Below are 25,375 nucleotides of genomic sequence, written 5' to 3'. Positions count from 1 at the left end.
CCCGCCGGATTTTGAAATCCGGCGGGCCGTGTTTTATTTCTGCTCTTTCTCCCCGGCAGGGGAGAGGATCTGATATATTTTTTCCGACACCGGCGGCTGACCTCCCGCCGCCTGCCAGCCCGCGGAAAAGGCCAGCCGCACCATGGAAAACAGATAATTCTCCGCCTCGTCGTACTCATGCCGGTCCAAAAACGCAGAAAACGCCGCTTCAAAGTCGTTTGTGTACACTGCAATCACCTCACCACTATTTTACACGATTAAACAATATAATGCAAAGAGAAATCGTGAATCATAGTATTATCTCGTATAGAGGTGATATGGTGAAGCCTTTAAAGAAAAGTGTCAGTATTACACTAGATATGCCTGTTTTGGAACAGATTCAGGCCCTGGCAGAACGGGAAGACCGTTCGTTGTCCAGTTATATCAACCTGGTGCTCAAAGCCCATTTGGAGGACCTGGAGAAGAAGAAACAGCCGTAATGTAACGACAGGCCCGCACTGTAAAAGCAGTGCGGGCCTGTCTGTCGTTTCAGCGCTGGGCGGCGGACCCGCTCGGGCAGAGACTAAATCACAAAGCAGAGACTTGGGGCGGCATTGAGATCGCCAATGAATTGCAAAAGCTTTCAAGTCTGGGCGGGTAACGCTGCTCGGGTAGAAGGGAAACGGCACGCAGGGCACCGAACCGGCAAGCAACTGCTTTCAAATACGGTGGCCGATGAATTGCACCGCCGCCTCGTCCTCGCAAGCTGCGTATCGCTCAGCCCGCCGCAAGCGGCAGGCCTCGTTCACTCCGCTGCTCGTCCTCTCCCCACACGACCCGCTTCGCTGGGCTCGTGCGGGGGCCCCATATTGTCCCCGAAAGGGGGTACCATGGGGCAACGGGCGCGTTTGGCCCTAACAGGGCCCTCCGCGCCTGTTGCCCCATGGCGGCTTTTGGGTACTTTTCGCCGGAGAAAAGTACCTCCCCGAAGGGCCGCTCCCCTCAACATTCTCGGAGAACGGATTTTTCTCCACAAAAAGCCCATACAATGTGGAAAACCAGCCGGGAACAAATTGCTCCCGGCTGGTTTTGTTGTGTATATCCGATTATTCCTCGTCCAGCTTAAGCACGGCCATAAACGCCTCGGTGGGAATCTGGACAGACCCAAGAGAGCGCATCTTCTTCTTGCCCTCTTTCTGCTTCTCCAGCAGCTTCTTCTTACGGGTAATATCGCCGCCGTAGCACTTGGCAAGCACGTCCTTACGCATGGCCTTGACCGTCTCACGGGCGATAATCTTGCCGCCGATGGCCGCCTGAACAGGCACCTCGAAGAGCTGACGGGGGATATTCTCCTTCAGCTTCTCGCACAGACGGCGGGCGCGGCCGTAGGCCTTGTCCTTGTGGGCGATAAAGCTGAGGGCGTCCACCTGGTCGCCGTTGACCAGCATGTCCACCTTCACCAGGTCGCTGGAACGGTAGCCCTCCAGCTCGTAGTCCAGGGAGGCGTAGCCCTTGGTGCGGGCCTTCAGGGTGTCGAAGAAATCGTAGATAATCTCGTTGATGGGCATGGAGTAGTGCATCTCCACCAGGTTGGTGTCCAGATACTGCATGTCCTTGAACTCCGCACGGCGCTCCTGGCACATGGGCATGATGTTGCCCACATAGTCGGGGGGCGTGATGATGGACACCTTGGCGTAGGGCTCCCGGGCCTCGGTAATTTGGCCGGGGTCGGGGTAGTTGTGGGGATTGTCCACCCGGAGCACCGTGCCGTCGGTCTTGGTAATCTCATAGATAACGCTGGGCAGGGTGGTGATGAGGTCCAGGTCAAACTCCCGCTCCAGACGCTCCTGGATAATCTCCATATGGAGCATACCCAGGAAGCCGCAGCGGAAGCCAAAGCCCAGGGCCGCGGAGGACTCGGGCTCAAAGGACAGGGAGGCGTCGTTGAGCTGGAGCTTCTCCAGGGCGTCCCGCAGGTCGGGGTACTTGGAGCCGTCCTCGGTGTAGATGCCGCAGTAGACCATGGCACGGGCGGGACGGTAGCCGGGCAGCGCCTCGGCAGCGGGCCGGGCGGCCTCGGTGACGGTGTCGCCCACCTGGGTGTCCTTCACGTTCTTGATGGAGGCGGTGAAGTAGCCCACCTCGCCGGCAATCAGCTCCTTGCAGGGCTCCATGCCCAGGGGGAGCAGGTGGCCGCACTCGATGACGTCGTAGGTGGCGCCCGAGGCCATCATCTTCACGCTCATGCCGGCCTTGATGGTGCCCTCCATGACGCGGAAATAGACGATAACGCCCCGGTAGGCGTCGTACTGGCTGTCGAAGATAAGGGCCTTCAGGGGTGCGGAGGGGTCGCCCTTGGGGGCGGGGACGTTCTTTACGATGTCCTCCAGCACCGCGTCGATGTTGATGCCCATCTTGGCGGAGATTTCGGGGGCATCGGCGGCGGGAATGCCAATGATGTTCTCAATCTCCTCCTTCACCCGGGCGGGGTCGGCGGCGGGCAGGTCAATCTTGTTCACCACCGGGAGAATCTCCAGGTCGTGCTCCATGGCCAGGAAGGTGTTGGCCAGGGTCTGGGCCTCGATGCCCTGGGCCGCGTCCACGATGAGCACCGCGCCCTCGCAGGCCGCCAGAGAGCGGGAGACCTCATAGTTGAAGTCCACGTGACCCGGGGTGTCGATGAGATTCAGCTCGTAGGTATCGCCGTCGGCGGCCTGGTAGGTCAGCCGCACCGCACGGGCCTTGATGGTGATGCCGCGCTCACGCTCCAGGTCCATGTTGTCCAGCAGCTGGCTCTCCATGTCCCGCTCGGCCACGGCGTTGCACTTCTCAATCAGCCGGTCGGAAAGGGTGGACTTTCCGTGGTCAATATGTGCGATAATAGAAAAATTGCGAATTTTGGATTGATCGGTCATAAACAAAACCTCCGGTAGGGAATCGCCAAATCAAAGCCCAGCGGAGCGGGTTTGATTTGGAAAGGACGAACAGCGGAGCGAGCGAGCTTTCCCCTTCAGGGGGAAGCGAGGGATGCGGAGCTTGTGAGGACGCTATACCTCCAATAGGGGGATACAGGTCAAATAAGAGGGATGCCGCCTTACTTCCGGTCGGTGCGGCGGAAGTTCATGCCCCGGTTAATGCGCTCGCCGGTGTTGTGGATAATCTGGAGGAGCGACTGGTAGGGGCCGGGGTAGTTCTTGGACAGGGCGTCGTGATTCATGGCGGGGAAGGAGCCCTTCTCCTTGGCGTGGAGGGCCAGGGCCTCCACATAGTCCACCTCGGAGCAGATCATGTCCGCGTCGGGCACGCCGGCGCCGAACTGGGCGGAGGGCACGGAGAAGAAGTCCTCGTTCTGGGTCACGTCGGCCCGGTAGAGGTGGCGGAAGAGCTTGTACACCGCGGTACCCAGGTAGTCGGAGGCCGCCCGGATGGCATCCCGCTTGCCCACCTTGCCCAGCAGGTCGAAGAGCACGCTGATGGAGTTGACCAGCAGCTTCTTGGACAGGGTGGCCATGATGCTCCCGTGGAGCACGTTGTCCTTTTCGGCGGAGTAGTCGTACAGCTCCTCGGCGCCGATGGTGGTGCCGTCCCTGGTGAGGGTCCGGCCCAGCAGGAAGTCGGCGGACACGTTATAGTAGTCGCAGGCCTTGATGACAAAGGCCAGGCCGGGCTCCCGGATGCCGTTTTCATAGTGGGAGAGCAGCGCCTGGGAGATGCCCAAATCCTTGGCCACCGCCCGCTGGGACGCGCCCTTCTCCTGCCGCAGGAGGGAGAGGGAACGGGAAAAATCGGAACTCATGCTTGCACACACCTTTTTCATTTCAGACGGGATTTCCGTCTTGTTTCTATATGACAGCCAGTATAGTATACCCTGTTGGAATACAAAAAGTAAAGTATAATTTTGCCCGTTTTGTGGCTTTGACCATTGAGAACCGCCGCAGGGGTGGTGTATAATAAAAGGACATAAGGGAATATTGCCCTATTTTACATGGAATGAATATTGGAGGATGATTCCCATGGAGATGTTTAACAAGCTCATCGAGACCCTGAAGGCCAACCCCAAGCGCATCGTCTTTACCGAGGGCACCGATGCCCGTATCCTGGAGGCCAGCGCCCGTCTGCTGACCGGCAACTGGCTCAAGCCCGTGCTGGTGGGCAACGTGGACGAGGTGAAGAAGGCCGCCGCTGAGCACGGCTTCAACATCGACGGCGCCGAGATCGTGGACCCCGAGACCTACGAGGGCATGGAGGCCATGGTGGAGAAGATGGTGGAGCTGCGCAAGGGCAAGATGACTGCCGACGAGTGCCGCGCCGCTCTGAAGAAGGGCAACTACTTCGGCACCATGCTGGTGAAGATGGGCGTGGCCGACTGCCTGCTGGGCGGCGCTACCTACTCCACCGCCGACACCGTCCGTCCCGCCCTGCAGCTGATCAAGACCAAGCCGGGCAACAAGATCGTCTCCTCCTGCTTCATCCTGGTCCGTGAGACCTCCACCGGCGGCGCCGACGTGCTGGCCATGGGCGACTGTGCCATCAACATCAAGCCCAGCGACGACGATCTGGTTGAGATCGCCCTGGAGACCGCCAAGTGCGCCAAGATCTTCGGCATCGACCCCAAGGTGGCCTTCCTGAGCTACTCCACCAAGGGCTCCGGCAAGGGCGAGGACGTGGACAAGATGCGTTCCGCCTGCGAGAAGGCCAAGGCTCTGGCTCCCGACCTGGCCATGGACGGCGAGATGCAGTTCGACGCCGCCGTGTCCCCCACCGTGGGCCAGCTGAAGTTCCCCGGCTCCAAGGTGGCCGGCTACGCCAACACCTTCATCTTCCCCGACATCAACGCCGGCAACATCGGCTACAAGATTGCCCAGCGTCTGGGCGGCTTTGACGCCTACGGTCCCATCCTGCTGGGCCTCAATGCCCCCATCAACGACCTCTCCCGCGGCTGCAACGCCGACGAGGTCTACTCCATGGCCATCATCACCGCTGCTCTCTCCTGAGCGTCGGAACCTGACCGGAATGAAAATGCCGGACCCCGTGAGGGGTCCGGCATTTTTCTGCTTTTACTAGCCAAAACGGCTTACTGACCCAGTAGTTGAGCCTTCTTCCGGTCAAATTCCTCCTGGGTGATGACCCCCTGATCCAGCAGCTCCTTGTACCGCTTCAGGGCCTCAATGACGTCCTCCTCGCCCTGTCCGGCGGCAGGGGCGGGCTGAGGCTCCTCAGCCGCAGGTGCGGGGGCTCCGGGGGCCTCGGTCTGACTGACGGCGTTGATGGTGTTCTGCATCAGCATGGGCGGCACGATGCCCGCAAAGATGGACAGCAGCACACAGGGGGAGGTGAGCTCGGCGTAAAGCCCCTTGCTGCGGGCCAGGGCGTCCACCCGCTGGGCGCTCTGATAGGTCCAGTAGATGGTGTAGAAGGGGATGAACATGCACAGCAGCAGCTTGGTGGTGGGGTTACGGGAGGGCGCGCCCTCCACCCGGTTCAGATAGCGGGTGGTACGGTAAATCCACACCAGATGGTAGATGCCCAGAGTGAAAATCAGCAGCAGGGCACAGGACATCAGGTCCACATAGCCCTCCGCCCGGTAGGCCATGTACCCGCCGGCGCCGTAGGTCCCCTGGCCGCCCTCACCGGCAGCGCTCATCACCGGCCCCGGTCCGGCCATAAACCGGGCCGCGCACCACAGGGCGGCCGTGCGCACCACCTCGGAGAGGATGGTAAACGGCAGATGAAAATCACCTTCGTTCAGCTCCATCTGGCCCAGCAGGATGGAAATCACCATCAGGCTGGACAGAGTGGCCAGAGCGGGGGGCAGGAACCAGAGCATGCGGCCCTTGCCGCTGACCATGAGAAAGCCCAGCACCACAAAAGCCAGCAGGGCCAGGAGATAGAGGGGGTTCCACAGTCCCATAAACAGCCTGTTCAGGCCCCTTATGTTGTACAGCTTTCCATCAAGAATAAACAGCTTCAGGGTATGGGTCGAGAAGCCTGCAACGCCTCTGGCCAGCAGCGTACAGAGCAGCAGAACGGCAATGACCGCGGGGACTCCGGCTCTGGGCTTACCGATGAACAGGAACACCGCCAGCACCAGAAAGAGGAAGGGCGGCAGCATGAACTGAATCATCTGCGCCGCATCTTCCACCAGCATATCGCCGTACACCAGGTTCACGGCTCCCCAGGACAGGGCCACGACTATTGACAGGATTCCGCCGATTATGGCGGCGGGATTTGCGCTCTTTTTCACGGTTTTCTCCTCCTTTTGACATAAAGCACACACTTACATGTCATATATAGCACAGAGGAGAGGGGGAAACAATATTCCGGCTGCATAGGGTTTTCCGCCCCGCCCGCGCAAAAGCAAAGCCCCCCGGGCGGACACGCTGTCCGCTCCGGAGGGCTGTTTTCTGGGTTTTTGCCGACGGATTAGTCGTCGGGAGTCATATAATAGGGCTTCATCAGGCTGGGCTGCTCGGTGGAGTCCTTCTGGCTGCCCCGGCGGAACATCATATCCGGGGGACCGTTTCGGCGGCCGCGGCTGCGGCGCTTCTTATCCTCACGGCTGCCGCTGTCCTTGGGCTGCTCCTGCCTGGGGGCGGGCTTTTCCGCCTTCTTCTCCTTTTTGGGCTTGGCGGGCGCCTGCTCCCTGGCCTTTTTCTCCTGCTTGGGCTGGGCCTGGGCCTTCTTCTTCCGGGGCGCCTTCTTCTCCTCCTCACGGCGGGGCGCTGCGGGACGGCTCAGGGTCCGGGGCTTGGGGGCCAGCAGACGGGCGGTGGCGTCCAGAATCACGTCGCCGTCCAGGGGATTGGGCTTGTAGAAGTCGGTCCGGGGCTGGCTGGGCGCTGCGGGCATGGTGTCCTCCAGCCGCTGCTGCCGCACGCCCCGGCGGCTCTTCTTTTTGGGCTGCTGGGGCTCCTCCACGGGCGCGGGGGCCTGGACAGCCACAGGGGCGGCCTGCTCCGCGGTCTGGCTCTGGCCGGACTTCTTTTTCCGGCGGCGGCGCTTCTTGGCAGGGGCCTCCGCCGCCTCAGGTGCGGGGACAGGCTCCTCCACCGGGGCGGGCGCGGCCTGCTGTTTGGCCTTGCGGGCCTCGGCGGCGGCCTTGTTTGCCGCGTTACGGGCACGGCGGCGCTCCTTGGCGGCGGCACGGGCCTCGGCGTCGTCGGCGTTCACCGGGCGGCCCTTGGCGTCCCTGGGGGCCTCAAAGACCTCCATGGGCCAGGGGTTGTTCTTGGCCACCGGCACCTTGCGGCCGATGAGCTTCTCGATATCCTTCAGATATTCCTGCTCGCCGAAGTCGCAGAAGGATACGGCGGTGCCTCCGCGGCCGGCACGGCCGGTGCGGCCGATGCGGTGGACGTAGGTCTCGGGCACCTCGGGCAGGTTGTAGTTGAACACGTGGGACAGCTCTTCAATGTCCAGACCACGGGCGGCGATATCGGTGGCCACCAGACAGCGTACCTTGCCCGCCTTGAAGTCGGCCAAAGCCTGCTGCCGGGCGGTCTGGCTCTTGTTGCCGTGGATGGCCGCGGCGGTGATGCCAGCCTTCACCAGGTCGCCGGCCACCTTGTTGGCCCCGTGCTTGGTGCGGGTGAACACGATGGCGTTCTTCACGTCCAGACCCTCCACCAGCCAGGCCAGCAGCTTGGTCTTGTTGCCCTTGTCCACCAGATAGACGCTCTGGTCGATGATTTCAACGGGGGAGGACACCGGGTCCACCGCCACCTTTACCGGGTTTTTCAGCAGGCCGTTGACCAGGTCCATGACCTCGGGGGGCATGGTGGCGGAGAAGAAGAGGGTCTGCTTCACGTCGGGCAGCAGCTTGAGCACCCGGCGCACGTCGTGGATGAAGCCCATGTCCAGCATCCGGTCGGCCTCGTCCAGGACGAAAATCTCCAGCCTGGACAGGTCCACAAAGCCCTGACCCTGGAGGTCCAGCAGGCGGCCGGGGGTGGCCACCAGGATGTCCACGCCCTTCTTCAGCTTATCCACCTGGGGCTGCTGGCCCACGCCGCCGAAGATGACGGCGGAGCGGAGGGGCAGGTGCTTGCCGTAGGCCTCGAAGCTCTCCTGAATCTGGAGGGCCAGCTCACGGGTGGGGGTGAGGATGAGGGAGCGGATGGGCCGTCCGGCGGGGATGTTTCCGCCCAGCCGCTGGAGGATGGGGGCGGCGAAGGCGCAGGTCTTGCCTGTGCCGGTCTGGGCGCAGCCCAGTACGTCACGGCCCGCCAGAGCGGGGGGAATGGCCTTTTCCTGGATGGGGGAGGGCTTCTCATAGCCCAGCTCGGCCAGGGCCTTCAGAATGGATTGGGTCAGGCCCAGTTCACGAAAGGTCATACAACACACAATTCCTTTGTCAAATATTTGCGGAGGGCAGCTCCGTTCAGCCCGCCGGCGTCATGGCCGGGGCACAGACCGCCGCTGCCGGCAGGCCGTCAAAAAGACACCCCCGGATGGTTCAGCAGGGGTGTCTGCGGTCCACATATCACGGCGTACCGGCCGGGGCGGCTCCGCACCGCCCCGTATCTTGATTTAGTATATCACAAAATACAGAATATTACCAGTGGAGATGCGGGGATGCCTTTACCCGCCAGACCCGCTCGGGCAAACGCTGAAATACAACGCAGAGGCTTTGTGCGGCATTGAGAAAGGTCATTGAATTGAAACTACTTACAAGTCTGGGAGGGTAACGCTGCTCGGGCAGAAGGGGAACGGCATGCAGAGCACCGAACCGGCAAGCAACTGCTTTCAGGTTTGGTGGCCGATGAATTGCACCGCCGCAGGACGCATCCTTGAAAGGGGTCCGGGGAAACGGGGGCGTTTGGCCCTAACAGGGCCCGCCGCCCCTGTGTCCCCGGCGGCTTTTGGGTACTTTTCGCCGGTGAAAAGTACCTCCCCGAAGGGCGTTCCTTTTACTCCCCGTCCCGGCGGGCGATAAGGGCCCGGAGCACGGCGGCCACCGTCTCCTCCAGGGTCTGGCCGTCGGCGTCCACGGTGATGTCGGCGTACTTCTCGTAGAGAGGGGAGCGGTAGTTGTACACGTCGGCCAGGGTCTGGCCGGGGGAGAGGGCAATGCCCCGGGTGCTCATGTTGTTGAGCCGTCCCTCCAGCTCCTCCAGAGACACCCGCAGGTACACCACGGTACCCAGCTCCTTCAGGTGGCCGATGGCCCCCTGGCGGCACACCGCGCTGCCGCCCGGTGCAATGACCGTGCCGGTACACTCCACCGAGCAGATGGCCGCCTCCTCCGCGTCCAGGAAGGGCTCCAGCCCCCGCTGGTCCAGAATCTCCTGGAGGAGGGCGCCCTCCCGCTGCTGAATGGTCAGGTCGGTGTCCAGAAAGCCGTAGCCCAGGGTCTTGGCCAGCAGCACGCCCACGGTGCTCTTGCCCGAACCGGGCATGCCGATAAGAATGATATTATCCACTTGCGTCGCTCCTTTTTAGCCGGGCAGGGAGATGGTATCCCGCTTCCGTTCTGTGCTGTAACTGTGGCTGGAGTACTCCATGGTCAGCTCTCCCGCTCCGTCGGGGATGGACAAAATCCCGGTGAGCACGGTGCTCTGCCCGGCGGGCAGCCACACCTCGTTCCAGGTCTGCCGGTCCTCGTCGGCCAGATAGACCGTGTAGTTGGGCTCACAGGTGAGCCACCACTCGTCGTCGTCATAGAAGCTGAAGTAGTTCAGACTGATCCAGGCGTCGTAGTTGCCCACGTTGGACACCTCCACCGTCACCTCCCACAGGCTCTCGCCCTGGTACTCCTCCGACGGCCCCTGCCGTACGGCGGAGGTCACATGGGCGGAGATGGTGGTGTCGTCCCAGTAGTAGTTGTTCGTGGTGGCGAAGAGGGCCACGGCGATGACCACAATGGCCACCGCCACGCCGATGAGGGTAGGCTTCTCCCAGCCGCCGCCGGCCTCATAAATCTGGTTGGAGCCGCACCGGGGACAGGTGTCCCGCCGGCCATGCCAGCTCTTTCCGCATTGGGCACAGTGCTTCTTCACGGTGCTGCCTCCTCCCGCTGGGGCAGGGTGATGGCGTATGTATGAATGGCCTCCACCCGCTCCGTCTTGTCCTTGCCGGTCCGCTCCTCCATGCACAGCGCGGCGCTGTCAAAGCCCTTGGGCACATAGAACAGCATCTGTCCCTCCGCCGGCTCCCACCAGATGAGGTCGTAGGAGACAACGGGGGTAAACCCCATATTCTTGAGCATCTCCAGGGCGGTGGAGTCCTCCAGCAGGGGGATGTAGTGCCCCCCGTCCAGGGCCAGGTAGAATTCCCCGATGGGGTACTCCCAGTCCAGAGCGCTGCCGCCGGTGACGGTCACGTCCACGGCCAGCAGGTCAAAATCCGCCCACCACAGCCGGGAGCTGGGGTCCAGGTCCACCCAGGACACCCCGTTCACCTTCACGGTCAGCTCGCCCACCTGGAAGGTGTCCGACGTCTCGGCCACGGTGACAATGGGTTCGTTCTCGGGCAGGCGGTACCGCACCACGCCCCAGGCGATGAGGGCGGCGCACACCACCAGCCCGATGACAATGAGCAGCCGGAGCACCAGGGTGCCGCCGCTGCGCTGGGCGGGTATGGTCATATCCGGCTGGGGGAAGGGCGCCTCCGGCTCCTGGGCCGGAGGCGTGGAGAACTGAAAATGGCCTGTATTTCCGCCGGTCTCCTCCCGGGGTGCCCGGCGGCCGCACTCGGGGCAGAAGTCCCGCTTGTCCCCGTCGTAGACCTTGCCGCAGTTGTCGCATTTGACTCGTCTCACGGTTGGAATTCCTCCCGTTCTCCGTCCGGCCTGGCCTGACGGCTGATTGCGGTTTTGCGCTGAAAGCAAAGTATAATAGCCGCTTCGCGGCTATTATACCAAATTCCCCCGGGAAATGGAAGTGCCCCCCTCAGCTGAGGAACATATCCACGTCGGCCACGGTGAGGCCCTCCTGGAGGGCCAGGCTCAGGCCGTAGCCGATTACCTTGGAGATGTCGGCCACCTGGCTGTCAATCTCCCTGGGGGTGACGATGACCCCCTTGCCGCTGTCTCCCAGCGCGCCCGGGTCCAGGCCGGGCCGGCCCGCCTCGGAGAGCACGTCGGCGCAGAGAGTGGCCGCGTCCACCACCGTGGGCACCCCCACGGCGATGACAGGCACCCCCAGAGTCTCCTCATTCAGAGCGGCCCGGGCGTTGCCCACCCCCGAGCCGGGGACAATGCCGGTGTCCGCAATCTGCACCGTGCGGCACAGCCGGGACAGGCTGCGGGAGGCCAGGGCGTCCACCGCCACCACCCGGGCGGGCCGCACCGCACCCGCCACTGCCGCCGCCAGCTCGCCGCTCTCCACGCCGGTGGTGCCCAGCACCCCGGCGGCCAGGGCGGACACCGGCCGGAAGGAACCAAAGTGCTCGGGCATCTTCTCCACCAGATGGCGGGTGACCAGCGTGTGCCCCACCGTCAGGGGGCCCACCGCGTCGGGGGTGATGTCCCGGTTGCCCAGACCCACCACCAGCACGCTCTCGCCCGGCTCCAGCTTCAGCAGGGCCCGCAGCTCCGCCGCCACCGCACGGGCCGCCCGGCCAAAGGCGTCCTGCTCCCGGCGCTCCAGGCCGTCCAGCTCCACCGTCACATATGCCCCTTGCGGCTTGCCTAAAGCCCTTGCCCCCTGTTCGTCCAGAATGTCCACCTGGGTCACGGCGAAGCCCTCCCGCTCCGTCTCCCGGGTGCGCACCCCCTTCAGTTCTCCGCCCTGGGCGCCCTCCTCCCAGATGGCCTTGGCCTCCAGCGCCAGGTCCGTTCTCCGTCCAAGCACTTCTTTTTCACCCTTTCTCCAAAATCAGAGACGACGCTGCCCTCTACATATGGTATTTTTTCCGTATGTAAGCACTATTTTTAGCGCCTGAGCCCTGTCTATTCAAAAAGTGGACAAATTTTTTTAATTTATTCTTGCATTTTTCCTCTTGTGCTGGTACAATATAAATCTGCTACGGGCAAACTATGCGTATATGCGTATAGCAGATACGTTAATCGTCATCGGAGGAGGTGTTTGGTTTGCCGAATATCAAGTCTGCCAAGAAGCGTGTGCTGGTCAACGAGGCCAAGGCCGCGCAGAACAAGGCCGTGAAGTCCGCCATCAAGACTAACCTGAAGAAGTTTGAGGCCGCAGTGGCCGAGGGCAACCGCAGCGAGGCCGAGGGCGCTTACAAGGTGGCTGTCAAGGCTGTGGACAAGGCCGTGGGTCACGGTCTGCTGCACCGCAACAACGCCGCGCGCAAGAAGAGCAGCATGACCATCAAGCTCAACAAGCTGGCCTAATCGCGCTAGAAAGAGCGGAATGAAGAGCCGCCTGCTGTATCAGCAGGCGGTTTTTTGTCTCTATTTTTCTGTTTTCATGATGTAATTTGCCTGAAAACGGGGAATATGCTATAATCGTGACCAAAGATAACAGGTTCCGGAGAGGGGAGGCGGTATGATGGAAGCAATCTGGGAGTCCAGTCCGGTGCGGTTTATCCGGGAGATGGTGGACATGTATTTCAGCAAAAACGTGTCCCGCTCCGCCGCTGAGCTGGCCTATTTCCTCATCCTCACCTTTTTCCCGGTGCTCATCTGCGTCAACGGCTTTGTGGGACTGCTGAAGCTGGACCCGGTGGCCCTGCTCAGCGGCATTGAGGAGTTCCTCCCCAGGGGCACCCTGGATGTGGTGGGGGAGTACGTGGGGTATATCAGCACCAACCAGTCCACCGCCATGCTGGTGGCCGGACTGACCGCCACCCTGTTCTCCGCCTCCGCCGCCTTCCGGGCACTGATGAACATCATGAGCGACATCTACGAGCGCAAGACCTACACCGGCATCTTCCAGATTATTGCCAGCGTGCTCTTCTCCGTGCTGTTCCTGGTCACCATCTACCTGTCCCTGGTGGTGGTGGTCACCGGCAGCTGGCTGTTCAACCTGGTGGAGGACTTCTTCCACCTGAGCCCCGGCGACCTGCCCTGGGACTGGCAGTGGCTGCGGTTTCTCATCCTGTTCTGCCTGGTGCTGCTCTTCGTGCTGCTGGTGTACCGCATGTCCGCCCCCAGAGGCAAGCCCCGGCCGCCCCTCCTCACCGGCGCCATCCTGGCCTCCGCCGCCCTGGTGGCCTCCTCCATTCTGTTCTCCTGGTTCATCGGACTCTCCTCCCGGTACTCCCTGGTGTACGGGTCCCTGACCTCGGTGGTCATCCTGCTGCTGTGGCTCTACCTGTGCGGCAACATCCTCATCCTGGGCAACGTGTTCAACTGCGTGTGGTACCGGCGGAAAAAGGTCCGCTACCTCCAGAAGCTGAAAAAAGATTCCTATCCCCCCGGATAATATGGTTTTAAAAGCCCCCGGATCAGCCAAAATCTGGCTGATCCGGGGGCCGTTTTGTTATTCCGTCCCGGCCTGCTCCCGGTACTCCGCCGGGTTCATGCCTGTGAGCCTGCGGAACACCCGGGTGAAATACCGGGCGTCGTGAATTCCCACTGCCTCGGCCACGTCGGACACCCGCATATCCCCCTCCCGCAGCAGCCCCATGGCCACATGCACCCGCTCCCGGGTGATGTAGTCCCGGACCGACAGGCCGGTGTTCTCCCGAAAGCTGCCGCTGAGGTAGTTGGGGTTGACGTTCACATAGGCGGCGATGTCGGGGAGGGAAATGTCCTCCCCGCAGTGGTTCTTGATGTAGTACACCGCGCTGAGCACCGTGCGGCTGAACACGCCCTGCTCCTCCACCGCAGCGCACACCCGCTCCAGCACCGGCCAGAGCCGATCCACCCACTCCTCAATGCGCAGGCAGGACGTCTCGCCGCACAGTGCCTCCAAATCAAGGCCCTTCATCAGTCCCCGGGCGGTGCAGCGGACCTGAAGGGTGTGGCGGCAGAAGGAGAGGGTATCCCGCAGGAGAGCGCGGCTGTACGTGCCCCGGAGAAGATGGAGGAACAGCTCCTCCAGCGCCCCCCGGCACCCGGCCCGGTCCCCCTGGTCCAGTACTGTGGACAGCCGGACGCAGCCGTCCATGACGGTCTGGTAGTCCGCGCCGGTGCGCAGTTCCTCCACCCGCCGGGCGGTGAGTACCTCCGGCTCCATGCGAAAAAAGCTCAGGTCGTTGAGGGCACGGGTCTGGAGATACCCCCGGCGGATGTCCCCAAAGCCGGAGAGGGGCTCCGACAGGGCAGTGGTGTTGCAGTAGCGCCTGTCACCCCGGAACATCTTCTCCTCATAGGTCCGCTGGGCCAGGGCCCCCAGCTCCTCCGCAAGGGCCTCCGGGCCAATCTCCGCCCCGGGACAGGGGCTCATGAGGACGGCAATCTGCTTCTCGTCCTCTATCATCACCATAAAAATGTCCGCCCGCCATTTTCTCTCCCGCAGCAGCTCCACCATCTCCCGGCGGATGCCGCCGTAGAGCTGGAGGTACCGGTCGGCGTCATAGCCGTAAATCCGCCAGTAAATCTCCTTGCGCAGGCCGGTGAGGCAGAACCAGAACCGGTTCAGGTCAAAGTCCAGCTCCACGCCGCACTGGCGCAGAATGGCCCGTGAGCTGCTCTCCGGGTGGTTGTGGAGGCACTCATTGAGGGCGCTGGTGTACAGATAGCTTTTGGAGATGTGGTAGGTCTCCATCCGGTTTTTCTCCTCCAGGGGGCCGAAGTAGAGCTGCTCCATGCTCCCGTCTCCTTCCTTTTCAGCATATCCCTGCTTTCCTGGTCATATCATACAGGATATTCCCCGCTTTGTGGAGAGGAGAGGGGCACTTTTCACACAGTACATGAAATTTGTCCCCCTTGTTAATAATTAAACATTCTCTATAATGGAGGATGAACAGGACCTCTGTGGTCCCATATAAGGAGGAAAGGTACATGAAAAAAGCACTTTCGCTCTCTCTTGCGGCGGCGCTGGCCCTCTCGCTCATTACGGGCTGCACCGCAGACCCCGCACCCTCTCAGTCCGCTCAGCCCAGCGGCACTCCCGCCCCCAGTCAGGAGACCGGCAGCTACACCTATGCCGACACCATCGCCTGGGACGGCCAGTATGACGTGGTGGTGGTAGGCTTCGGCGGCGCCGGCTCCGTGGCCGCCAGCACTGCCGCCGACAACGGCGCCGACGTGCTGCTGGTGGAGAAGGCCCCCGAGGGCCACGAGGGCGGCAACACCCGCTACTGCGGCCAGCTCTTCGTCTACGGCGACGAGGACGAGGAGGCCACCCTGGAGTACTACAAGACCCTGGCCGGACAGCATGAGATCCCCGAGGCCATGCTGGAGGTCTACACCAAGCAGATTGCCCACATGTACGACGTGGTGTCCGAGCTCTTCGGCATCGACAAGAGCCAGTTCGTTGACTGGACCGGCACCGCTCTGGGCGGCATGTCCCCCGAGTACCCCGAGTTCCCCGGCGCTGAGCACATCAGCCTGAACACCCTCCACGACGGGTACAGCGACGGCTTCCTCTGGCAGCAGATGCGCAAGCTGGTTACCGACCGTGCCGAGCAGATTGACGTGTGGTTTGAGTCCCCCGCCACCCACCTGATTCAGGACCCCGCCACCAAGACCATCCTGGGCGTCCAGGTGGAGCGGGGAGGGGAGACCCTCAACATCAAGGCCGACAACGGCGTGATCCTGGCCTGCGGCGGCTTTGAGAACAACCGTGAGATGCTCGCCGACTATCTGGGCATCACCAAGTCCAACCCCATCGGCGGCACCTACAACACCGGCGACGGCATCACCATGGCCCTGGAGGTGGGCGCCGACCTGTGGCACATGGAGGCCTATGAGGGCATCAGCTCCCTGGGCGGCAGCTGCATCGCCCTGCCTGAGGGTGAGCGTGCCAGCATCGCCTCCACCGCCGGCATGACCAAGGGCGCCGTGATCCTGGTGGCCGGCGACGGCAACCGCTTCCTCCGCGAGGACGAGTCCACCCGCCACGGCCACATCGACCTGGGCGACGCCTGGATGAACGTCCGCCGTCCTCTCAGCTCCTATGTCATCTGTGACGAGACCGTCTACTCCTCTGTGGCCGCCACCATCCCTGAGAACGCCCTCACCGTGGAGCACGCCTCCTCCATCGCCGAGCTGGCCGGTCTCATCGGCGTGGACCCCGACGCCCTTACCGCCACCGTGGAGCGCTACAACGGCTATGCCGCCGACGGCTATGACCCCGAGTTCGGCCGCTCCGCCGGGAGCATGTCCCCCATTACCGGCGACAGCTTCTACGCCATTGAGGTGTGCGCCAACATTCTGAACACCCAGGGCGGCCCCCGCCGCAACGAGAACGCCGAGGTGCTGGACGTCCAGGGCAACCCCATCCCCCACCTCTACTCCGCCGGTGAGCTGGGCGGCATCACTGCCTTCCAGTACCAGGGCGGCGGCAACATCGCCGAGTGCATCGTGTTCGGCCAGATTGCCGGCGCCAACGCTGCGGCTGAGAAGGACGCCCTGCCCGCCTATGAGGCTGCCCAGCCTGTGGAGTCCAACATCCAGTACACTCTGGGCGCCATGACCGACCTGGCCGCCTCCACTCAGGCCCCCGAGGTGGAACTGGGCGAGAACGAGTACCTGGGCGTGAGCCACAACGCCATGGGCGGCGACCTGTACGTGAAGGTCACCATGGACGGCGACAAGATTGCCGCCGTGGAAGTGGTGGCCCAGTCCGAGACCGTGGGTATCGGCGACAAGGCCATTGAGACCGTCCCCGGCGCCATCGTGGAGGCCAACTCCACCGACGTGGAGGGCGTCTCCGGCGCCACCATCACCAGCAACGCCATCAAGGAGGCCGTGGAGGACGCCCTGTCCCAGGTCAAGTAATCCAAGCCTCTCTACATCCCGCAGGGGGACAGCAGCCGCTGTCCCCCTGCTTTTCAATTTCTTGTATTCTTCCGCCGGGCGTGGTACTCTGTTGGTACGTAAAAAGGGAGGGATGCGCCATGCCCAAAGCGCCGGTTCTGCCCGCGGCAGGGGAGCCCGGGGACCTTCTGACCCTGGCCATTACGGCTGTGGAGGAAGGGGAGTGCCTGGAGGGCGTGGACTTTGTGGGTCAGACCGTCACAGGGGAGGATTTTGCCGAGCTGGAGCTGTCCGGCTGCCGCTTTGTCCGGTGCAGGCTGACCGGGTGCTTCTTTGCCGCCGCCACCCTCCGGGACGTAATCTTTCAGGACTGCGACCTGTCCCAGTGCCGCTTTACGAAGGCCAGCCTGACCCGCTGCGCCCTGGAGGATTGCAAGGTCCTGGGGGCTGATTTCTCCGGCGCAGCCCTCCGGGATGTGGTATTCTCCCGCTGCCGCCTGGACCTGGCCAACTGCAACGCCGCCGCCCTGCGGGACGTGGCCTTCCGGGACTGCTCCATGGAGGAGGCCGCCCTGTCCGGCTGCCGGGTCAAGGGCCTCACGCTGGAGCGGTGCGTGCTCACCCGGGTGAACTTCTTCCAGACCCCTCTGGCCGGGGTGGACCTGACCTCCTGCACCCTCACCGAGCCAGTGTTCTCCGCCTCCGCCGGGGAGCTGAAGGGCGCGGTGGTGGACCTGTTCCAGGCCGCACAGCTGGCCAGACGGTTCGGGGTTATCATCAAGGAGTAGATACACCGCGCTTTCTGATCAGAAACGGGGTGGATCACCGGAATTTCCGGTGATCTACCCCTCTTTTGTTGCATTATTTCGTCCATTTGGTTTGAAACAACCGTAAACAGGCCAGGCGAGATATATTTTCATATGAGAGTAGCGAAAACAGCCCGGATCGCTGGAAATATCCAGCGATCCGGGCTGTTTTGTTATTTATACTTCCTGCTCTCCGCAACCGCCAACTCGTCACAGCGGTTGTTGTACGGGTTGCTGGCGTGGCCCTTGACCCAGTGGAGGTTGACGGTGTGGCGCTCGCACAGCGAGAGCAGCCGCTCCCACAGGTCCGGGTTCAGGGCGGGCTTCTTGTCCGCCTTTATCCAGCCCTTGGCCTTCCAGCTCCTGGCCCAGCCCTTCTGGAGGGCGTCAATGACATACTTGGAGTCGGAGTACAGCTCCACCACGCAGGGCTCCTTGAGGGCCTCCAGGGCCGTGATAACCCCGGTCAGCTCCATGCGGTTGTTGGTGGTGTGGCCCTCGCCGCCGGAGAGCTCCTTCTTGAACGTGCCGTACATCAGGATGGCTCCCCAGCCGCCCGGACCGGGGTTGCCCGAACAGGCGCCGTCGGTATAGATTGTGACTGTCTTCATAGTGCTCCTATCTCTGCCTTCCGCTGGAGGAAGGCGCTTTACAGGTCTCGGAGGATCTCCTGGCGCTTCTCCTCAAACTCCCGGGAGGTGATGAGGTGCTGATCGTAGAGCCGCTGGAGCTCGGCCAGACGGGCCTCGGCGCTGTGAGCGGCGGGGCCCTCAGAGGGCGGGACAGGGGAGTCCCCCTCGGTCTCCTCGTCGATGCTCCACTCGTAGGAGAAGTACATGCCCTTCTTGTTGCAGGCGCCGTAAATCCCCACGCCCGCAAAGCACAGGGCCATCAGGATCCAGATCAGGCCGAAGGGCCCGGCGTTGGGCAGCAGCTCTGTGACGCCGATATACACAAATCCCAGGGCCACTGCGGCGAAAATCCCGCCGAACACCCGGCTGAAGGTGATCATGCCCTTGCTGGGGCGGACGGTCATGCGTCTGCGTCTGCGGTTCATAGGCTCCTCCTTTTCTCCACAGGTGACAATCAACAAACAGTGGTTTTTTTCCACATCTGGGCCATGTTTTGGGGAGAACCGGGCGGCCGGCGGGGCCGGATGTCCCGCCCAAAGGCCGCCGGAGCCGTTATTGGCTCAGAAATCGCTGTTTTTATTCCACAACAGGCTCAGAAGGCGTGGAAACAGAGGCGTCAACGCCGGGAGTCTCTTCCTCCTGAGCGGCCTCCTCGTCCTCGTGCTCGGTGCGGGCAAAGGAAATGACCTTTACACCTTCATCCAGGTTCATCAGCTTCACGCCCTGGGCGGCACGGCCATAGGTGGAGATGCCGGACACCGCCATACGGATGATGACGCCCGCGTCGTTGATGACCAGGATATCGTCGGCGTCGCTGACCACCTTGACGCCCACCACGGGGCCGGTCTTCTCGGTGACGTTGTAGCCCTTCAGGCCGTAGCCGCCACGGTTCTGGGGACCGTCGGAGCGGATATACTCGTCCATGTCGGTCCGCTTGCCGTAGCCGTTCTCGGTGACCATAAGCACCTGGTGCTCCCGCTTGGCACGGGCGGCGCCGATGACGTAGTCGCCCTCACGGAGCTTGATGCCACGGACGCCGCAGGCGTCACGGCCCATGCAGCGCACGTCGGTCTCCTTGAAGCAGATGGACATGCCGTCGTGGGTGGCGATGAGGATGGCCTGGTCGCCGTCGGTCTCCCGGACGGCAATCAGCTCGTCGCCCTCGTCCAGAGTGATGCAGCGGATACCCGCCTTGCGGGCGGTGTTGATGGCGGAGAGCTGGATGCGCTTCACCGTGCCGTTCCGGGTGACCATGGTGAGATACCGGTCCTCGGGGAACTCCCGCAGGTGGATCATGGCGGTGACCTTCTCGCCGCTCTCCACGGGCAGGATGTTCACCAGATTGGTGCCCTTGGCCATGCGGCCCGCCTCGGGAATCTGATAGCCCTTCTTCCGGTGGACCCGGCCCTTATTGGTGAAGAAGAGGATGAAGTCGTGGGTGGAGGCGGTGAACACCGTGTCCACATAGTCCTCCTCCTTGGTGGCCATGGCGGTGATGCCCTTGCCGCCACGGCGCTGGGTCTTGTAGGTGGAGGCGGGCAGGCGCTTGATATAGCCGCCGGCGGTGAGGGTGAAGACGCACTCCTCCTCCTCGATGAGGTCCTCGATGTCGATCTCGTCCTCCACGTCCTGAATTTCGGTGACGCGCTCGTCGCCGTACTTGTCCCGGATGGCAATCAGCTCGTCCTTCAGCACGCCCCGGAGCATCTCCTCAGAGCCCAGCAGCTGCTGGTAGTAGGCGATGCGGGCCTCCAGCTCCTTGTACTCGTTCTCCAGCTTCTCCCGGTCCAGTCCCTGGAGGGCCTTGAGGCGCATGTCCAGGATGGCCTGGGCCTGGACGTCGTCCAGGGAGAAGCGCTCCATCAGCTTCTCCTTGGCGTCGTCGTACCGGGAGCGGATGATGTGGATGACCTCGTCGATGTTGTCCTGGGCGATGAGCAGGCCCTCCAGCAGGTGAGCGCGCTCCTGGGCCTTCTTCAGGTCGTACTTGGTGCGGCGGATGATGACCTGCTCCTGGTAGGCGATATACTCGTCCAGGATGTGGCGCAGGGAGAGGATACGGGGCTGGAGCTTGCCGCCCGTCTCCACCAGGGCCAGCATGTTGATGGCAAAGGTGGTCTGGAGCTGGGTCTGGGCAAAGAGCCGGTTGAGCACCACCTGGGGGTTGGCGTCACGCTTGAGCTCGATGACGATGCGCATGCCGTTGCGGTCGGACTCGTCCCGGATGTCGGAAATGCCGTCCAGACGCTTGTCCTCCACCTGGTCGGCCATGTTCTTGATGAGCATGCGCTTGTTGACCTGGTAGGGAATCTCGGTGACGATGATGCGGGTGCGGTCCTTGCCGAACTCCTCAAACTCGGTGCGGGCACGGACGCACAGACGGCCACGGCCGGTGGCGTAGGCGGCCCGGATGCCGGACCGGCCCATGATGATGCCCTTGGTGGGGAAGTCGGGGCCCTTGATGTGCTCCATCAGGTCGCACAGCTCGGCCTCGGGGTTGTCCAGCACGCAGATGGTGGCGTTGATGACCTCGGTCAGATTGTGGGGCGGGATATTGGTGGCCATACCAACGGCGATGCCGCTGGAGCCGTTGACCAGCAGGTTGGGGAACCGGGAGGGGAGCACCTTGGGCTCCTTCCGGGTCTCGTCAAAGTTGGGGTCCCAGTCCACCGTGTCCTTCTCGATGTCCCGGAGCATCTCGTCGGAGATTTTGCTCAGACGGGCCTCGGTGTAACGGTAGGCGGCCGGGGGATCGCCGTCGATGGAGCCGAAGTTGCCGTGGCCGTCCACCAGCATGTAGCGCATGGAGAAGTCCTGGGCCAGTCGGACCAGGGCGTCGTAGACGCTGGCGTCGCCGTGGGGGTGGTACCGGCCCAGCACGTCGCCCACGCAGGTGGCCGACTTCTTGAAGGGCTTGTCCGCCGTCAGGTTGTCCTCGTACATGGCGTACAGGATGCGGCGGTGCACCGGCTTCAGGCCGTCCCGCACGTCGGGCAGGGCACGGCCCACGATTACGCTCATGGCGTACTCAATATAGGATTTTTCCATCTCCGGCACCAGGGGAGACACCTCAATGTGCTGATTGGGGTAGCGAATCTCCTCCGGGTCGTATTGGGGCTTCTTGCTCATGAATCTATTTCCTCCTTGTTAGAGGCTCATTTTCTCCTTCTGAGCCAGCCGCAGGCCGCGCCCGCCAAGGAACCCAGCAGGCAGGCCAGGGCGCAGAACAGGGCAAATCCCGTCTCATAGGGATGGTACAGGTTGATGACGCACAGCAGGAACACCAGGCACAGCAGGCCGGACAGCCACAGGGGCGCCAGCCGCAGCCACAGCCGCCTCACCCGGCCCCACAGCAGGGCCTGGAGGGCGGCAAAGGTCAGGAACAGGACCAGCGCCAGGGCCAGGGAGGTGCCATAGGGCGGTGTGACGGACTCCGTGCCGGGCAGGGGAGCGGACAGCAGCTCCATGGTGTTCCTCCTTGCGTGGAATTCTCTTTTTGAACGGCGGGGCCTTTACTCCTCCAGCAGACACCGGATGTTCTCCTCGGTCAGAGACAGGTACTCCGGCTGGATCTGCCGACCGTCCCGCACGTAGACATAGCGCCACGCCTCGTAGACGGAGGCGTCCAGGGGCTCCGTGCTGTCTCCTCCGTCGGTCGCGATATAGTACACAGTGCCGGTGCCGCTGGTATCGGCCTCCTCCGGGTAGCCGTTCTCCAGCGCCTCCCGGCTCCAGGCGTACACCGAGCCCACATCCAGATAGGTGTCCAGATAGCTGTCATAGCGGTAGATGGAATAGGGCCAGAAGGTCCCGCTCATCATCCGCTGGTTGTGAGCCGCGAGGGACTCAACCGCCCCGCTCTCATAGAACACCAGCCTGGGCATCCCCTCCAGCTGGACGCCCACCGCTCCGGTCTCCTCGTCCCAGGAGTAGACAAATCCCCGGACACCGGCCATCATGATATTGTTGTAGAGCAGGATCAGCTCCTCCGCCCCGTCCCCGTCCACATCGCAGACGGCAAACTGGTTCTCCTCCGTGTTGGGATACAGCTCGGCACCGGCGCTGTAATCCGTTCCGTCGGGCAAAATGCGATCCCGGAGCACCCGCTCCAGGGCGGCGGAAAAAGCCTGCCGGGCCCCGGCTTTTTCCACAACAGGCCCTGCCGCTGCGGGTTCAGAGGCATCTGGGGGAGTGGATTCGGGCGCAGGAGTGGAGGAAGCGGGCCCGCCAGGCTCCGCGGCACAGGCTGTAAGAGCCAACGTCAGCCCCAGTGCAGCAAAAAGGGCGCGTTTTTTCATCCTCCACCTCCTTAGTAGTCCAGATTCACTGCGTACTTGGCGTTCTTCTCAATGAACTCCTTGCGGGGCTCCACCTTCTCGCCCATGAGAATGGTGAAGGTGGCGTCGGCGGCCACGGCGTCGTCCAGCTCAATGCGGCGCAGGGTGCGCTTCTCCGGGTCCATGGTAGTCTCCCACAGCTCGTGGGGGTTCATCTCGCCCAGACCCTTGAAGCGGCTGATGTCCACCTTGGCGTTGGGGTTGTCGCCCCGCAGCTCGGCGGAGACCTGGTCGCGCTCCTCGTCGGAGAAGGCCACACGGGTGGTCTTGCCCCGGGTCAGCTTGTACAGGGGCGGCACGGCGGAGTACACATAGCCGTTCTCAATGAGGGGCCGCATGAAGCGGAAGAAGAAGGTGAGCAGCAGGGTACGGATATGGGCGCCGTCCACGTCGGCATCGGCCATGATGATGACCTTGTGATAGCGCAGCTTGGACACGTCGAACTCGTCGCCGATGCCCGCGCCCAGGGCGGTGATGACGGGCTGGAGCTTGTCGTTGCCGTAGACCTTGTCGGCACGGGCCTTCTCCACGTTGAGCATCTTGCCCCACAGGGGGAGGATGGCCTGGAACCGGGAGTCACGGCCCTGGGTGGCGGAGCCGCCTGCGGAATCGCCCTCGACGATGTAGAGCTCGGTGAGCTCCGGGTTGACCTCGTTGCAGTCACGCAGCTTGTCGGGCATGGCGGCGCCGCCCAGGGCGGTCTTGCGCCGCACCGACTCTCTGGCTTTCCGGGCGGCCTCACGGGCACGGGAGGCGGTGAGGGCCTTGTCCAGGATGGCCTTGCCCACCGCCGGATTCTCCTCCAGGAACTCCTCCAGCTTCTCGCTGACCAGGGTGCTCACCAGGGTACGGATGTGGGCGTTGCCCAGCTTGGCCTTGGTCTGGCCCTCGAACTGGGCCTCGGTCAGCTTCACCGAGATGACCGCGGTGAGGCCCTCACGGCAGTCCTCGCCGGACACCTTCTCCTCGTCCTTGAGGATTTTCATCTTCTTGCCGTAGGCGTTGAGCACGTTGGTCAGGGCCTGCTTGAAGCCGGTCTCGTGCATGCCGCCCTCGGGGGTGTGGACGTTGTTGGCGAAGGACACCAGAATCTCGTTGTAAGTGTCGGTGTACTGCAGGGCAATCTCCGCGATGGAGTCGTCCTTCATGCCGGACATATAGATGACGCCGTCGTGGATGGGGGTCTTGTTCTTGTTGATGAAGGACACAAACTCCCGGATACCGCCCTCATAGTGCATGGTGTCCTCCTGCTCCATGCCGGGACGGCGGTCCTGAATGACAATCTTCAGTCCCGCGTTGAGGAAGGCCTCCTCCCGCATGCGGGTGTGGAGGATTTCGTAGTCATAGACCGTGTCCTCAAACATCTCGGGGTCGGGCTTGAACACCACCTCGGTGCCGTGGCGGTCGGTCTCGCCCACGATGGTCATATTTTGGGTGACCTTGCCACGGGAGAACTTCATCTCGTGGATTTTGCCGTCCTTGTAGACGCGCACCTCCAGCCACTCGGAGAGGGCGTTGACCACGCTGGCGCCCACGCCGTGCAGGCCGCCGGACACCTTGTAGCCGCCGCCGCCGAACTTGCCGCCGGCGTGGAGGATGGTGAACACCACCTCCAGAGCGGGCAGGCCGGTCTGGGGCTGGATATCCACGGGGATGCCGCGGCCGTTGTCGGTGACGGAGATGATGTCACCCTCCAGAATGGCCACGTCGATACGGTCGCAGTAGCCGGCCAGGGCCTCGTCGATGGAGTTGTCCACGATTTCGTACACCAGATGGTGCAGACCCGAGGAGGAGGTGGAGCCGATATACATACCGGGCCGCTTGCGCACGGCCTCCAGGCCCTCCAGCACCTGAATCTCGCTGCCGCCGTACTCGTGGTCCACCTGAGTGGCGCTCTGTTCCAGTTCTAACTCGTCAGACATAATAACCTCCGCTTGTTCTTACGCGCTGGGTGTGGCGCCTGGAAACGGGCCTTGTCCGCTCCCACGCGCCACACGCAGCTGCTGTTGGTTTTCAATCTATTCAGTGCTCGGCCATGACCCCGGTGGGGATGATGACGGGGCCGTAGGCCCCGGGGGACAGGTCGTAGGTGGAGAAGCACAGCACAATCTCCCCGCTGTTCACCCAGAACATCATGTCCTCCAGGCTGCGGCTGTCCACCATATCCGCCGCGTCATCCCACCAGCCCGCCTCCGGCTGTCCGGCCATGTAGGCCTTTACAATCTCCCGCAGGGTGGTGGCCAGGGTGTCGGGGTCCTGGCTGGTCAGGCCGGCCAGCCCCAGCTCCTCGCCGGTGGCCAGGTCATAGGTATAGCCCAGATAATCCGTATTGGCCACGCCGCCCATGTACCAGGTCCGGGTCATACACACACTCAGCAGCCCGTCCCCGTTCTGGGTGACCGCCGCGTCCATGGTGTTGAGCCACAGGTCGTCGGCCCGCTTCTCCAGGGGGAGATTCCCGCTGTTGTCGGCGAAAAACTCGTCACAGTGGCTGTTCAGGCTGTCGTTGATGGCCTGAATCTCCGGCGTGTCCCCGGTGAGCTGCACCAGGTCGTAATACCAGGACAGGGCCGTGGAGCCGTCCTTGTTGGCCACCGACCGGTCCTGACGCTCAATGGTGTAATCCGCGCTGTCGGTCTGGGCCACCTTCTGGGCCTGGTTTTCCGCCGGCTGGGCGGCAGCGGGTACGGACTCCTCGGACAGCTCCGCCGTAGGGGAGGGCGTGGGGCTGCTCTGGCCGCCTGGGGCGGCCTGATTTCCTGCGCCGCAGGCGCTCAGCACCAGAGTCATTCCAAGAAAAAGGGCCAAATAGAGCCGCTTCATGTATCTGCCTCCATCTCTTTCTCTTGA

General features: G+C 62.8%; 22 protein-coding genes. 5 read left to right on the top strand and 17 right to left on the bottom strand.

All coding sequences use genetic code 11. The features are described from left to right. Positions 1-33 precede the first annotated feature (33 nt). From ACOX7T_RS04485 to ACOX7T_RS04475, 3 genes are all read right to left on the bottom strand, one after another. Positions 34-228, bottom strand: coding sequence for a hypothetical protein (locus ACOX7T_RS04485; protein ID WP_433440284.1), 195 nt, complete (start codon positions 226-228; stop codon positions 34-36). Positions 229-1,085: 857 nt separating this feature from the next. Continuing rightward, positions 1,086-2,894: a translation elongation factor 4 gene (lepA, locus tag ACOX7T_RS04480; RefSeq protein WP_433440282.1), complete on the bottom strand. Its 1,809-nt coding sequence runs from the start codon at positions 2,892-2,894 to the stop codon at positions 1,086-1,088. Between the two features lie 179 nt (positions 2,895-3,073). After that, the gene (locus tag ACOX7T_RS04475; RefSeq protein ID WP_433440280.1) at positions 3,074-3,775 is read right to left on the bottom strand and encodes a helix-turn-helix domain-containing protein; all 702 of its coding nucleotides are present in this window, start codon (positions 3,773-3,775) and stop codon (positions 3,074-3,076) included. 223 nt (positions 3,776-3,998) lie between these two features. Between ACOX7T_RS04475 and pta the strand changes: the two genes are divergently transcribed. Then, positions 3,999-4,973 (top strand): phosphate acetyltransferase, encoded by a 975-nt coding sequence (gene pta / locus ACOX7T_RS04470; RefSeq protein WP_433440588.1) that lies wholly within the window; start codon positions 3,999-4,001, stop codon positions 4,971-4,973. 80 nt (positions 4,974-5,053) lie between these two features. Here pta and ACOX7T_RS04465 read toward each other — a convergent pair whose 3' ends face one another. From ACOX7T_RS04465 to gpr, 6 genes are all read right to left on the bottom strand, one after another. Continuing rightward, positions 5,054-6,223 (bottom strand): DUF4234 domain-containing protein, encoded by a 1,170-nt coding sequence (locus ACOX7T_RS04465; protein WP_433440278.1) that lies wholly within the window; start codon positions 6,221-6,223, stop codon positions 5,054-5,056. 179 nt (positions 6,224-6,402) lie between these two features. After that, positions 6,403-8,313: a DEAD/DEAH box helicase gene (locus ACOX7T_RS04460; protein ID WP_433440276.1), complete on the bottom strand. Its 1,911-nt coding sequence runs from the start codon at positions 8,311-8,313 to the stop codon at positions 6,403-6,405. Between the two features lie 575 nt (positions 8,314-8,888). Then, positions 8,889-9,401 (bottom strand): shikimate kinase, encoded by a 513-nt coding sequence (locus ACOX7T_RS04455; protein ID WP_433440274.1) that lies wholly within the window; start codon positions 9,399-9,401, stop codon positions 8,889-8,891. 15 nt (positions 9,402-9,416) lie between these two features. Continuing rightward, positions 9,417-9,977, bottom strand: a complete 561-nt coding sequence (locus ACOX7T_RS04450) for a hypothetical protein (RefSeq protein WP_433440272.1) — start codon at positions 9,975-9,977, stop codon at positions 9,417-9,419. After that, complete coding sequence (locus tag ACOX7T_RS04445) at positions 9,974-10,738, bottom strand: zinc ribbon domain-containing protein (protein WP_433440270.1); 765 nt, start codon at positions 10,736-10,738, stop codon at positions 9,974-9,976. Before ACOX7T_RS04445 ends, ACOX7T_RS04450 begins: the two co-directional genes overlap by 4 nt. 130 nt (positions 10,739-10,868) lie before the next feature. Further along, positions 10,869-11,771, bottom strand: a complete 903-nt coding sequence (gpr, locus tag ACOX7T_RS04440; RefSeq protein WP_433440268.1) for a GPR endopeptidase — start codon at positions 11,769-11,771, stop codon at positions 10,869-10,871. Positions 11,772-12,010: 239 nt separating this feature from the next. Here gpr and rpsT point away from each other — a divergent pair, with 239 nt between their 5' ends. Together rpsT and ACOX7T_RS04430 are read left to right on the top strand one after the other, a co-directional pair. Further along, positions 12,011-12,274, top strand: a complete 264-nt coding sequence (gene rpsT / locus ACOX7T_RS04435; RefSeq protein ID WP_433440266.1) for a 30S ribosomal protein S20 — start codon at positions 12,011-12,013, stop codon at positions 12,272-12,274. A 154-nt stretch (positions 12,275-12,428) separates the two neighbouring features. Continuing rightward, positions 12,429-13,307: a YihY/virulence factor BrkB family protein gene (locus ACOX7T_RS04430; protein ID WP_433440264.1), complete on the top strand. Its 879-nt coding sequence runs from the start codon at positions 12,429-12,431 to the stop codon at positions 13,305-13,307. Between the two features lie 57 nt (positions 13,308-13,364). On the opposite strand, the gene ACOX7T_RS04425 is transcribed toward ACOX7T_RS04430, so the two are convergent. Further along, the gene (locus ACOX7T_RS04425; protein WP_433440262.1) at positions 13,365-14,636 is read right to left on the bottom strand and encodes a helix-turn-helix transcriptional regulator; all 1,272 of its coding nucleotides are present in this window, start codon (positions 14,634-14,636) and stop codon (positions 13,365-13,367) included. 194 nt (positions 14,637-14,830) lie between these two features. On the opposite strand from ACOX7T_RS04425, the gene ACOX7T_RS04420 reads away from it, so the two are divergent. Then, a complete protein-coding gene (locus ACOX7T_RS04420) occupies positions 14,831-16,771 on the top strand; it encodes an FAD-binding protein (RefSeq protein ID WP_433440260.1) in 1,941 nt (646 codons plus the stop codon). A gap of 119 nt (positions 16,772-16,890) precedes the next feature. Beyond that, the gene (locus ACOX7T_RS04415; RefSeq protein ID WP_433440258.1) at positions 16,891-17,538 is read left to right on the top strand and encodes a pentapeptide repeat-containing protein; all 648 of its coding nucleotides are present in this window, start codon (positions 16,891-16,893) and stop codon (positions 17,536-17,538) included. A 191-nt stretch (positions 17,539-17,729) separates the two neighbouring features. Here the strand turns inward: ACOX7T_RS04415 and rnhA are convergent, their stop codons facing one another. From rnhA to ACOX7T_RS04380, 7 genes are all read right to left on the bottom strand, one after another. Next, the gene (rnhA, locus tag ACOX7T_RS04410; RefSeq protein WP_433440256.1) at positions 17,730-18,167 is read right to left on the bottom strand and encodes a ribonuclease HI; all 438 of its coding nucleotides are present in this window, start codon (positions 18,165-18,167) and stop codon (positions 17,730-17,732) included. Between the two features lie 38 nt (positions 18,168-18,205). Further along, complete coding sequence (locus tag ACOX7T_RS04405; RefSeq protein WP_433440254.1) at positions 18,206-18,613, bottom strand: hypothetical protein; 408 nt, start codon at positions 18,611-18,613, stop codon at positions 18,206-18,208. 151 nt (positions 18,614-18,764) lie between these two features. Further along, the gene (gene gyrA, locus ACOX7T_RS04400) at positions 18,765-21,317 is read right to left on the bottom strand and encodes a DNA gyrase subunit A (protein WP_433440252.1); all 2,553 of its coding nucleotides are present in this window, start codon (positions 21,315-21,317) and stop codon (positions 18,765-18,767) included. A gap of 26 nt (positions 21,318-21,343) precedes the next feature. Continuing rightward, positions 21,344-21,655 (bottom strand): hypothetical protein, encoded by a 312-nt coding sequence (locus ACOX7T_RS04395; RefSeq protein ID WP_433440250.1) that lies wholly within the window; start codon positions 21,653-21,655, stop codon positions 21,344-21,346. A 45-nt stretch (positions 21,656-21,700) separates the two neighbouring features. Continuing rightward, the gene (locus ACOX7T_RS04390) at positions 21,701-22,339 is read right to left on the bottom strand and encodes a hypothetical protein (RefSeq protein ID WP_006570978.1); all 639 of its coding nucleotides are present in this window, start codon (positions 22,337-22,339) and stop codon (positions 21,701-21,703) included. A gap of 158 nt (positions 22,340-22,497) precedes the next feature. Beyond that, a complete protein-coding gene (gene gyrB, locus ACOX7T_RS04385) occupies positions 22,498-24,447 on the bottom strand; it encodes a DNA topoisomerase (ATP-hydrolyzing) subunit B (protein ID WP_433440248.1) in 1,950 nt (649 codons plus the stop codon). 100 nt (positions 24,448-24,547) lie between these two features. Then, positions 24,548-25,348, bottom strand: coding sequence for a hypothetical protein (locus tag ACOX7T_RS04380; protein ID WP_433440246.1), 801 nt, complete (start codon positions 25,346-25,348; stop codon positions 24,548-24,550). Positions 25,349-25,375: the final 27 nt, after the last annotated feature.

Origin of the sequence: Pseudoflavonifractor sp. (genome assembly GCF_050943825.1) — a bacterium.
Lineage (GTDB): Bacteria > Bacillota > Clostridia > Oscillospirales > Oscillospiraceae > Pseudoflavonifractor.
This window is presented reverse-complemented; position numbering and strand designations above follow the sequence as displayed.

Bases quoted from the DNA above. Each gene is read 5' to 3' on its own strand.
- rnhA (WP_433440256.1), bottom strand. From the start codon at position 18,167: ATGAAGACAGTCACAATCTATACCGACGGCGCCTGTTCGGGCAACCCC.
- pta (WP_433440588.1), top strand. From the start codon at position 3,999: ATGTTTAACAAGCTCATCGAGACCCTGAAGGCCAACCCCAAGCGCATC.
- ACOX7T_RS04405 (WP_433440254.1), bottom strand. From the start codon at position 18,613: ATGAACCGCAGACGCAGACGCATGACCGTCCGCCCCAGCAAGGGCATG.
- gyrB (WP_433440248.1), bottom strand. From the start codon at position 24,447: ATGTCTGACGAGTTAGAACTGGAACAGAGCGCCACTCAGGTGGACCAC.
- ACOX7T_RS04430 (WP_433440264.1), top strand. From the start codon at position 12,429: ATGATGGAAGCAATCTGGGAGTCCAGTCCGGTGCGGTTTATCCGGGAG.
- ACOX7T_RS04420 (WP_433440260.1), top strand. From the start codon at position 14,831: ATGAAAAAAGCACTTTCGCTCTCTCTTGCGGCGGCGCTGGCCCTCTCG.
- ACOX7T_RS04415 (WP_433440258.1), top strand. From the start codon at position 16,891: ATGCCCAAAGCGCCGGTTCTGCCCGCGGCAGGGGAGCCCGGGGACCTT.
- ACOX7T_RS04425 (WP_433440262.1), bottom strand. From the start codon at position 14,636: ATGGAGCAGCTCTACTTCGGCCCCCTGGAGGAGAAAAACCGGATGGAG.
- lepA (WP_433440282.1), bottom strand. From the start codon at position 2,894: ATGACCGATCAATCCAAAATTCGCAATTTTTCTATTATCGCACATATT.
- ACOX7T_RS04395 (WP_433440250.1), bottom strand. From the start codon at position 21,655: ATGGAGCTGCTGTCCGCTCCCCTGCCCGGCACGGAGTCCGTCACACCG.
- ACOX7T_RS04460 (WP_433440276.1), bottom strand. From the start codon at position 8,313: ATGACCTTTCGTGAACTGGGCCTGACCCAATCCATTCTGAAGGCCCTG.
- ACOX7T_RS04475 (WP_433440280.1), bottom strand. From the start codon at position 3,775: ATGAGTTCCGATTTTTCCCGTTCCCTCTCCCTCCTGCGGCAGGAGAAG.
- gyrA (WP_433440252.1), bottom strand. From the start codon at position 21,317: ATGAGCAAGAAGCCCCAATACGACCCGGAGGAGATTCGCTACCCCAAT.
- ACOX7T_RS04380 (WP_433440246.1), bottom strand. From the start codon at position 25,348: ATGAAGCGGCTCTATTTGGCCCTTTTTCTTGGAATGACTCTGGTGCTG.